The sequence below is a fragment of the Massilia sp. CT11-108 genome, assembly GCF_047302915.1.
In the GTDB taxonomy this organism is placed as follows: domain Bacteria; phylum Pseudomonadota; class Gammaproteobacteria; order Burkholderiales; family Burkholderiaceae_D; genus Telluria; species Telluria orientalis.
Map to the genome: position 1 here is coordinate 1 of NZ_JBKYMO010000250.1, position 8259 is coordinate 8259.

General features: G+C 65.5%; 10 protein-coding genes. 4 read left to right on the plus strand and 6 right to left on the minus strand.

The window, feature by feature from the left end; translation table 11 throughout:
- Positions 1–63 precede the first annotated feature (63 nt).
- Positions 64–477 carry a zf-HC2 domain-containing protein gene (locus ACEN88_RS18995; protein ID WP_413342013.1) on the minus strand — a complete coding sequence of 138 codons (414 nt, stop codon included), beginning with the start codon at positions 475–477 and terminating at the stop codon, positions 64–66.
- Positions 387–956, minus strand: a complete 570-nt coding sequence (locus tag ACEN88_RS19000) for an RNA polymerase sigma factor (protein ID WP_413342015.1) — start codon at positions 954–956, stop codon at positions 387–389. Before ACEN88_RS19000 ends, ACEN88_RS18995 begins: the two co-directional genes overlap by 91 nt.
- 160 nt (positions 957–1116) lie before the next feature.
- On the opposite strand from ACEN88_RS19000, the gene ACEN88_RS19005 reads away from it, so the two are divergent.
- Positions 1117–1539 (plus strand): hypothetical protein, encoded by a 423-nt coding sequence (locus tag ACEN88_RS19005; protein ID WP_413342016.1) that lies wholly within the window; start codon positions 1117–1119, stop codon positions 1537–1539.
- A 24-nt stretch (positions 1540–1563) separates the two neighbouring features.
- On the opposite strand, the gene ACEN88_RS19010 is transcribed toward ACEN88_RS19005, so the two are convergent.
- A complete protein-coding gene (locus ACEN88_RS19010; protein ID WP_056123089.1) occupies positions 1564–2502 on the minus strand; it encodes a LysR substrate-binding domain-containing protein in 939 nt (312 codons plus the stop codon).
- A gap of 119 nt (positions 2503–2621) precedes the next feature.
- On the opposite strand from ACEN88_RS19010, the gene ACEN88_RS19015 reads away from it, so the two are divergent.
- A complete protein-coding gene (locus ACEN88_RS19015; protein ID WP_413342018.1) occupies positions 2622–3836 on the plus strand; it encodes a urate hydroxylase PuuD in 1215 nt (404 codons plus the stop codon).
- 91 nt (positions 3837–3927) lie between these two features.
- On the opposite strand, the gene ACEN88_RS19020 is transcribed toward ACEN88_RS19015, so the two are convergent.
- From ACEN88_RS19020 to ACEN88_RS19030, 3 genes are all read right to left on the minus strand, one after another.
- Complete coding sequence (locus ACEN88_RS19020) at positions 3928–6288, minus strand: prolyl oligopeptidase family serine peptidase (protein WP_413342024.1); 2361 nt, start codon at positions 6286–6288, stop codon at positions 3928–3930.
- A gap of 216 nt (positions 6289–6504) precedes the next feature.
- A complete protein-coding gene (locus tag ACEN88_RS19025; protein ID WP_156403645.1) occupies positions 6505–6675 on the minus strand; it encodes a hypothetical protein in 171 nt (56 codons plus the stop codon).
- A 20-nt stretch (positions 6676–6695) separates the two neighbouring features.
- A complete protein-coding gene (locus ACEN88_RS19030) occupies positions 6696–6953 on the minus strand; it encodes a hypothetical protein (protein WP_036229690.1) in 258 nt (85 codons plus the stop codon).
- Positions 6954–7150: 197 nt separating this feature from the next.
- Between ACEN88_RS19030 and ACEN88_RS19035 the strand changes: the two genes are divergently transcribed.
- Positions 7151–7792 (plus strand): ANTAR domain-containing response regulator, encoded by a 642-nt coding sequence (locus tag ACEN88_RS19035; protein WP_413342020.1) that lies wholly within the window; start codon positions 7151–7153, stop codon positions 7790–7792.
- Positions 7793–7808: 16 nt separating this feature from the next.
- Positions 7809–8259, plus strand: a 451-nt coding sequence (locus ACEN88_RS19040; protein WP_413342022.1) for a CmpA/NrtA family ABC transporter substrate-binding protein, incomplete at its 3' end; no start/stop codon positions are given.

An 8259-nucleotide genomic window follows, 5' to 3' on the forward strand; every position in this document is an offset into this window, starting at 1 on the left:
GCGCACCGCTGATGCCGGTGATCAAGGGCGAGTTCCACCTGTCGGTCAGCCAGATCGCCGACATCAACATCGCGGCCACGTGCGGTCGTTGGCGGCGACGCGGTCGCGCCAGCGTTGCAGCAGGCCGGTCTTTGCCTGCGGCGGTGCGGCATCCAGTTGCGGCGCATCCAGTTGCGGCATCAAGCGCGCGAGCGCGCGGTCCGGATCGAAGTCGAGGTCCGGGCCCGGCCCGGCCGCATGTACCGTGCGCAGCAGGGCGAGGTCGGCGCGGCAGTGCGCGCAGGTTGCCACGTGCGCCTGCACGCGTTCCAGTTCGGCGCCCGCGAGGGTGCCGTTCGCGAGCCAGGGCAGCGCGTCCTGCGCGTCGAGGTGATCGGTGCGAGCGTTCATGGCCGGATCTCCAGCTGGTCTTCCAGCAGCGTTGCCAGGCGGCGGCGCGCGTGGAACAGGCGCGTTTTGACGGTGTTGACGGGACATTCCATGATTTCTGCGATTTCTGCGTAACCCATGTCGTGATAGAAGGTCAGCTGGAAGGCGGCCCGCTGCGCCAGCGGCAACGTGGCGACGGCGGCGTCGACGGCGTGCGCGAGGCGCTGCTGTTCGAAGCGCCAGTCGGGCCGGCCCGCGTCGCCCGCCGCGCACTCGTCGGCCGGGGCATCCAGCGGTTCGTCGAGCGCGTGCAGGGCCTTGCAGGCCTTGCGGTAGGCGATCGCGAACACCCAGGTCGACACCTTGCAACTGCCGTCGAACGTGGCGGCCTTCTGCCAGACGACGAGCAGGGTGTCGTTGACGATTTCCTCGATCAGCGGCACGCTGCGCGTCATCCGTTGGAGGAAGCGCGCCAGGCGCGGAAAGTACGCGCGATACAGCATCTCGAAGGCGCGCCGGTCCCCGGCCGCAATCCGACCCACCAGGCTGGCCTCGTTCGCGGCCGCTCCTTCAATCTTTCCGTCCACGCATGCGCTCTCTGCTGTTTTGCGGTGAATACCCGCCGGCCGCCCCAAGGTTCATGCGTTCCGCAAATATTTTTTGCCGCATGTGATTTTTACACGAATCGGCGTTGCTGGGACGCGCCGGGCATGTCACGATGTCGCCATGCTAATTCATTCTTGCCCCATGAAACGATTTGCCATTCCCTTCCTCGCCGCCGCCCTGGTCCTCTCCGGCGCGGCCCACGCCCAGTCGAAGCAGGAGCCCCGTCCGCTCGGCTACAAGAAAGTCGCCGATGCGCTGGCCGCACTGCAAAAGAATCCGGACGCCAAGCTCTCCCATCCGGGCGGCTGGACCACGTACGCCATCCAGAAACCGGAGGTGGCCGTGTGGTCGTTCGTGCCGCAAGGACATGAGGCCTACCCGGCCGTCGTGCGGCGCCTGGTCCGCAAGACGGACGAGGGCACGTTCGTCGAGATGAAAGTGCTGTGCGAAGCGAAGCAGGACGCATGCCGCCGGCTGGCCGTGCACTTCCAGCAGATGACGGCGCAGATGCAGCAGAAACTGCAGGAGATGCAGGCGCAGAAAGGCCAGGAAGCCAAGCAGTAGGGCGCACCCTGTGCCCACGCGTGCCTACCGGTTGACCACCACCTTGGCCGCGGCCGTCACCTGGTCGCGCAGCCACTTGTGCTCCGGCGACTGGTGCACGCGCTGGTGCCACAGTTGATAAAAACGCATCGGCGGGAACTTGATCGGCACCGTGAAGTTTTTCAGCGGCAGCGTCTTTTCGTAGAACCGGATGAACTGGCGGCCCGTCGTCAGCACGAGGTCCGTCTGCGTGAGCATGTACGGGATCAGGCCGAAATAAGGCGATTCCACGGCCACCTTGCGATGCATGCCTTGCCGCTCGAGGAAGGCGTCGATCACGCCGTGGTAGCCGGGCAGCATCGCCGTCGGCGCGATGTGCGGCAGCGTGAGGTAGTCCTCGACCGTCATCGCGTCGGCCGCCGTGCGCTTGGCGTAGGCGCTGTCGGCACGCATCGTGCAGATGATCGGGTCTTCGAACAGTTTCGAGATGTGCAGGTGCGAGGGCGGCTCGTCCCAGTTGGCGATGACGAGATCCATTTCGCCGTCCGACAGCATGCGCAGGTAGTCCGTGCCCGGCCCCAGGTGGTGGATGGTCACGCGGCTGTTCGGCGCGCCGCGCCGGATCGACGCGACGACGCCCGGCAGGAACTGCGTGTCGAGGTAGTCGGGCGCGGCGATGTGGAACGTGCGGTCGGCCTGTTCCGGCACGAACGGCGTCTTGCGGACAAACAGGCTCTCCGTCTCGTCGAGGATGCGCTTGGCCGGCTTGAGCAGGCTTTCGCCGTGCTGCGTCGGCACCATGCCGCGCGCGCCGCGCACGAGCAGCGGGTCGCCCGTCAGCTCGCGCAGCTTGCGCAGCGACGCCGAGATCGACGGTTGCGGCTGGTTCAACTTGAGGGCGACGCGCGAGACGTTCTTCTCGACGAGCAGCAGATAAAGGATGCGGATCAGGTGCAGGTCGAGGTGCTGGGGCAGGCTGGACATGGGAGAGTTTTTTATGGAATTGTTATATACGTAGTCTGATTTTAAATATACGATATTTTTCATGTTCTAGAAACTATATCGACGGCGGTGTCGCCTGCCGGTCACGCTGAGGAGCCTCGATGGATTACCTGGTCCCGTATGGTCTCGAATGGATGAACATGCTGGTGCGCTGGCTGCACGTCATCACCGGCATCGCCTGGATCGGCGCGTCGTTCTACTTCGTCTGGCTGGACAATTCGCTGCGTCCGCCGGCGGCCGGTTCCGAGCTCGCGAAGAAGGGCGTGGCGGGCGAGCTGTGGGCCGTGCACGGCGGCGGTTTCTACAATCCGCAGAAATACCTCGTCGCGCCGGCCGAGCTGCCGGCGGAGCTGCACTGGTTCAAATGGGAAGCGTATTCGACGTGGCTGTCGGGTTTTGCGCTCCTCGTCATCGTGTACTGGCTGAATGCGCAGGCGATGATGGTCGACCGGTCAGTGGCCGATTTGTCGAGCTGGCAGGCGATCGGCCTCGGGCTCGGGAGCCTCGTCGCCGGCTGGGTCGTGTACGACCTGCTGTGCCGTTCACCTCTCGGCAAGCATGATCTCGCGTTCGGCGTCGTGGTCTTTGCGCTGCTGGTCGGCGCGGCATGGGTGCTCACGCACTTCCTCAGCGGCCGCGCCGCCTACATCCACGTGGGCGCGATGATCGGCACGATCATGGTCGCGAACGTGGCGATGGTGATCATTCCGGGGCAGCGCAAGATGGTCGAGGCGATGCGCGCGGGCTTGACGCCCGATCCCGTCTACGGCATCCGCGGCAAGCGGCGCAGCGTCCACAATAACTACTTCACGTTGCCGGTGCTGTTCATCATGATCAGCAACCACTTCGCGATGACCTACCGCCACCCGCACGCATGGGCCGTGCTGGGCACCATCATGGCGGCCGGCGTCTTCATCCGCCACTTCTTCAACCTGCGCCACAAGGGGCGCGTCGAGTGGGTGTATCCGGCGATCGGTGTGGCGCTGCTGCTGGGGCTTGCGATTTTGCTGGCACCTGTGCTGGCACCGCCGCGGCCGAGCGTGTCGGCGGGGACGGTGCCGTTTGTGCGGGTGGAGACGATCCTGCGCGCGCGCTGCGTGTCGTGCCACGCGGCGCATCCGACGCAGCCCGGGTTCGCGAGCGCGCCGGCCGGCGTGATGCTGGACGACGCGCACGGCATCGCCCGGAACGCCCCCCGCATCTACCAGCAGGCCGTGCAGCTCAAGGCGATGCCGCTGGCGAACATGACCAATATGACGGAGGCGGAACGCGCCGAGTTGGGCGCGTGGTTCGAAGCCGGGGCGAAGACCGACTGATGAATCGTCATTCCCGCGCATGCGGGAATCCATGCTGAGTGTCCGCAGTCAGCTCGGCATGGGTCCCCGCTTCCGCGGGGACGACAGGGGCTTACTTCAACGTCCGCTCGAACAGCTGGTAGATCCGCCGGTACTCGTCATACCACGCCTCCGGCTGCACGAACGAATGCCGTTCCAGCGGATACGGCGCCAGTTCCCAGTGGTCCTTCTTCAACTCGATCAGCCGCTGGGCCATGCGCACGGAGTCCTGGAAGAACACGTTATCGTCGACCATGCCGTGCGCGATCAGCAGGTGGCCCTTCAGGTTCTGCGCGTACTCGATCGGCGACGACGTTTTATAGGCTTCCGGATCCAGGTCCGGCGTGTTCAGGATGTTGGCCGTGTACTCGTGGTTGTACGTGGTCCAGTCGGTCACGGGGCGCAGCGCGGCGCCGGCCTTGAAGACGTCCGGCGCGCGCAGCATGGCCATCAGGGTCATGAAGCCGCCGTAGCTGCCGCCGTAGACGCCCACGCGGGCCGCGTCGCCCTGCTGGTGCGCGATCATCCAGTTCACGCCGTCCAGGTAATCGTCCAGTTCCGGATGGCCCATCTGGCGGTAGATCGCCGTGCGCCATTTGACGCCATAGCCCTTCGAGGCGCGATAGTCCATGTCGAGGACGACGTAGCCGTTCTGCACGAGCAGGTTGTGGAACATCTGCTCGCGGAAGTACGGCGTGTAGCGCTGCGTGACGTTCTGCAGATAACCCGCGCCGTGCACGAACATCACCACCGGATATTTTTTACCCGGCTCCAGCTGCGCGGGGCGGTACAGCTTGGCCCAGATCGGATCGGCGCCGTGCGTCGACGGGATCGTCACGAATTGCGGCTGGATCCATTCGCGCGCCTTGAACTCGGGCGTGCGCGTGTCCGTCAGCCTGACGGCCTCGCCGCCGTGCGACGGCACGGTCGCGAGCTGCGCCGGCAGGTACGGGCCGGAATAGTGGACGAGCAGCTTGTTCTGGTCCGGCGACAGGCGGAAGTCCTGCACGCCCGCGAGGCTGCTGATTTCGCGCGTGGTGCCATCTTTCGCATCGACGGCGCAGACCTCGTACGTGTGCGGCGCCTTGCGGTTGCAAAGCAGCCAGGCCGTGCGGCCATCCGCCGACCATGCGACGTCGCCCGCTTCCCATTTACCTTGCGTGAGCGCGCGCGTGCGGCCGGCCGCGTCGCGCACGTACAGGTGCGCGTAGCCGCTTTCTTCCGACAGGTACCACAGGGTCGAGCCGTCCGGCAGCCAGCCGAATTCATTGTTGTCGTAGTTGACCCACGCCTCGTCCGTCAGGCGGTGCACCGGCTGGAGCGCCGCGCGCGGCAGGTCGACGGTGGCGATCCAGCGGTCCTTGTTGTCCACCGAGCGGAACATGACGGCCACGTTGGCGCCGTTCTGGCTCCACGTGATCGCTTCGCCGTCGAAGCCGATCATCACCGGACGGTTGCCCTTGAGCGGATCGAGCTTGTGCTCCGCGCGCAGCCTGGCCAGCGGGTCGACCGCGATGCCGGGCAGGGCGTCCAGCGCCAGGTCCTTCACCTCGCGCGTGGCGAGGTTCACGAGTTTCAGGCCGTGGCCCGCGGGGTTGTTGCGGCCCACGCGCGTGCGCTCTTCCGAGAATTCCTCGTAGCCGCTTTCCGTCACGTAGCGGGGCATCTTGCCGGCGCGGCCCTTGTCCGCGTTCTTCGGACCCGTGACGACGAGCAGCCAGCGGCCGTCCGGCGACAGCGCGCTGTTCAGGATCGCGACCTTGTCGCCCAGGTAGATCGGCGCGGGCGCGCGGGTCGGGTCGGCGCGGCGCAGTTCCTCGGCCTGCGCGCGGGTGGCGTCGCGCTCGTCCTTCTGGCGTTTCAGGATCGTCGACAGGCGCAGCTGCATGTCGCGCAGCGCGTCGGCTTCCGTCACGTTCGGATCCTTGGCGGCGCGCGGCAGGGCGACGGGGCCGGCCACGCGGTCGTTGCGGTCCCACGCGAACCAGTCGTCGCCGATGCGGTACTGCACGCCGCGCTCGTCGGCCGTGTACTGGACCGCCTGGATCGCCACGCCGCTGCCGCGCGTGATCTGCACGAGGGCGCCCGACTTGAGGTCGCGCTCGAACAAATCGCCGTTGCGCACGATGACGGCGCGGGTGCGGGCGCGGTTGTACAGCATTTCCGGGCTGTCCAGCTTCGCCTGTTCGGCGTCCGTCACCTGTGCCGCCGTGCCGGCCTTCGCCGCGTTCACGCGGTAGGTGTCCCGCAGGGGCGACCCGGCGCGCTTCTGCTTGTAGATGACCTGCTTGCCGTCCCAGTTCCACCACGCCGCTTCCACGGGAGGACCGATCCAGTCGGGGTTGGCCATGGCCTGGTCGAGGGTCACGGGTGTGGAGGCGGCAGCGGGTAGCGCCAGCAGTGCGGCGAGAACGGTAAGGACAGGGAGTCGCATCATCAGTCGGGTGGATAAATGAAGAACAAGAATGCTTTTCTTGGTCAGAAATTGCAAAAAAGCATTCTAGCGCAGCCGACTATGGTGCTGTGTGGATTCGCTGGCAGGAGTGGCGCGCGTGCGTAAGTACGGTGGCGGCCATGATCGATATTGCAGCGCACAAAAGACAACGCCCGGCCAATGCCGGGCGTGTGGAGACGATGTGGTCGCTTGCTATCAGGCGGCTGCCTTCGGCTTCGCGTACTCGCCCATCCACAGTTCGGTCGGCTCTTGCGCCAGCCACAGTTCGGACGGCGCGGTCAGCGACGGGTTGCGCACGAACATCACGATACGGGTGACGACGGCGGCGGCAGCGATGGCGACGGTGAGGTATTCGAACGGGGTCATGATCTGTATCCTTGGCTTGATTAGTTGTTCGGCGTTTCGCGGACGGCTTCCGGAGCCAGCGCGGCTGCGCAGAACGGGCCCAGGATGATGATGCCGGCCTGCTGCTGCATCTTGCGGCGGGCCAGGGCGCCGCTGCCCGGCTGGGCGGCGTCGGGCACGATCAGGCCGCCGTGCGCTTCGTACAGTTCGATCGCAAAGGTGCGGATCTTGCCCAGGGTGTCGGCAATGTGCTGGCGCAGAGTCTTGTTCTGTGCCTGGTTGATCGTTGCGGTGTTCATGGTCATCTCCGGTGAGAAATCTGTCGTGTTGCGATGCAGTATAGGGACAACCGCGTCATAAATGAACTTTTGATTTGTGATGCTTCCCATGCGTTTTGTGAATATTTTCTGTGCGACAACTAATGTTGATTCGCACTGCGGACATAGCAAACATGAATATCTGACCGGCTGGCCCGGAACTTGCATATCCAAAGGGCATGAAACCGCCGTCCAAGGTCCAGCGCACCCTGCGCATCGTCGTCGTCAACACCGCGTCCAGCGCTGCCGCGGACGAGGCCACGCTCGCCGCGCAGGCAAGGCGCAACACGGCCCTGCGCATCGGCCTGCTGGAATCGGGCTACGACATCGTCGCGTCGCTGCCCGCCGACATCTTCCTGCCGGAGCGGATCGCCCAGATCCAGCCGGACATGATCATCATCGACAGCGAATCGGACGCGCGCGACGTCCTCGAACACATCGTGATCGCCACGCGCGACGAGCCGCGGCCCATCGTCCTGTTCACGGACGACCAGACGTCGTCCAGCATGGATGCCGCGATCGAGGCGGGCGTCACCGCGTACATCGTGGCCGGCCTGCAGGCCGAGCGCGTGAAGCCCGTGCTGGACGTGGCCATGAAGCGGTTCCACCGCGAACAGAAGCTGCTGGACGAGTTGTCGGACACGCGCCGCCAGCTCGCCGACCGCAAGCTGATCGAACGGGCCAAGGGCGTGCTCATGGCGCGCAACCGGCTGACGGAGGAAGAGGCCTACCAGCGGCTGCGCACCATGGCGATGAACAAGAAGCTCAAGCTGGCCGAAGTCGCCCAGCGCATCCTCGACGTCGAGGATCTACTCGGCTAAAACAGCAAAGGAAACGATGGCTCACGCATTCATCGCCGGCTCGGACCGGCCGGAAAAGACCGTGATCAGGGCCGGCTTCATGCCCCTGACCGATTGCGCGTCCCTCGTGATGGCGTCCGTGCTCGGGCTGGACGACAAATACGGCATCAAGCTCGAACTCGCGCGCCAGCATTCGTGGTCGGGCATGCGCGACCGCCTGCTGCAGGGCGAGATCGACGCGGCGCACGTCCTGTATGGGTTGTTGTACGGCGTGGAAAACGGCATTGGGAGTCCCCCCGCGCGCATGGCCGTGCTGATGAATTTATCGCGTAATGGCCAAGCGATTACCCTGTCGCGCGCATTGGCCCGCCAGGGCGTGACGGACCTCGGCACACTGGCCGCCGCGATGCGCAAGGGCGGGCGCCGCTACACGTTCGCGCACACGTTCCCGACCGGGAACCACGCGCTGTTCCTGTATTACTGGCTGG